2 protein-coding genes are annotated in these 1,299 nt (G+C 61.9%); one reads left to right on the top strand and one right to left on the bottom strand.

All coding sequences use genetic code 11. The features are described from left to right. Nucleotides 1-1,013: MFS transporter (locus HP546_RS30340; RefSeq protein WP_172233581.1), on the bottom strand; the 1,013-nt coding region annotated here is incomplete at its 3' end. Between the two features lie 129 nt (nucleotides 1,014-1,142). On the opposite strand from HP546_RS30340, the gene HP546_RS30335 reads away from it, so the two are divergent. Next, nucleotides 1,143-1,299: ATP-binding cassette domain-containing protein (locus tag HP546_RS30335; RefSeq protein WP_172233578.1), on the top strand; the 157-nt coding region annotated here is incomplete at its 3' end.

Below are 1,299 nucleotides of genomic sequence, written 5' to 3'. Positions count from 1 at the left end.
CCTGCAGGCGACACTTTGCTCACCAGTGAAGGCAACGATGCCTCCAGCAGGTTGAATGCAGTAAAGAATACCACGGTGCCGATCACCAGTCCGCGCAAACCGTCAGCCCACTGCCAGAAGAACAGCTCCACCAGCAGCAACACACTGACCGCCCCGGCCAGTACGCGTTTCATCTTGCGCTTTTTTTCGCCGTAGATGATGAACGGTACCATTGCAAAAAATGAGATGAACAACGCGGTCAGGTATACCCACCAGTGCTGCTCCTTCGGCAGGCCGCCGCGCTCGACAAAGGCCAGTGGCAGTGCGACGAAGCTGGCCATGAGAATGGCATGCAGGACGAAAATGCCCACATCCAGGCGCAGAAGGTCCGGGTGGCGCAGGGTCGGGCCGATTGCCTGGCGTGCCACCCCCGACTCTCGGTGCTGCAGGATGCTGTGGGTGTTGGGCACGACGAACGCGATCAACAGGATACCCACCAGGGCAAGTCCTGCCGTTGTCAGGAACAATCCTGACAACCCGAATGCACTTGTCAGCAAGGGGCCGACAACCATGGCCACGGCGAACGACAGGCCGATGCTCATGCCGATCATGGCCATCGCCTTGGTCCGGTGCTGCTCGCGGGTAAGGTCGGACAACAATGCCATGACCGCTGCGGAAATCGCCCCGGCGCCCTGCAGGATACGCCCGGCGATCACCCCCCAGATGGAGTCGGCCTGCGCCGCCAGTACGCTGCCCAGGGCGAAGATCACCAGCCCCAGGTAAATCACCGGCCGGCGGCCGATACGGTCGGAAATCATCCCGAACGGAATCTGCAGCACTGCCTGGGTCAGGCCATAGGCACCGATGGCCAGGCCGATCAGTGCGGGGGTTGCACCGGCCAGGTCCATGCCGTAGGTAGCCAGCACCGGCAGGACCATGAACATGCCCAGCATACGAAAGGCAAAGACCAGGGCCAGGCCGCCAGCAGCGCGGGTTTCGCCGCTGCTCATGCGCTCGTTGTGGGTGTCGTGCATGGATTAACCTCGTATGAACCGGCGGCGATTCTATCAGTCCGACAGCTTGAGGGCATCTACGCGACGCTTTGCCGCGTACTGGCAGGGCGCCGTATACTTCTTTGTTTATGCCCGCCGAGCGAGGCCGCAGTGGACAAGATCCTGATTCGTGGGGCACGTACCCACAACCTGAAGAACATCGACCTGACCCTGCCCCGGGACAAACTCATCGTGATCACCGGCCTGTCCGGTTCCGGCAAGTCGTCCCTGGCGTTCGACACCCTGTACGCCGAAGGCCAGCGCCGCT

The organism is Pseudomonas sp. CM25, from assembly GCF_013179705.1.
Lineage (GTDB): Bacteria > Pseudomonadota > Gammaproteobacteria > Pseudomonadales > Pseudomonadaceae > Aquipseudomonas.
This window is presented reverse-complemented; position numbering and strand designations above follow the sequence as displayed.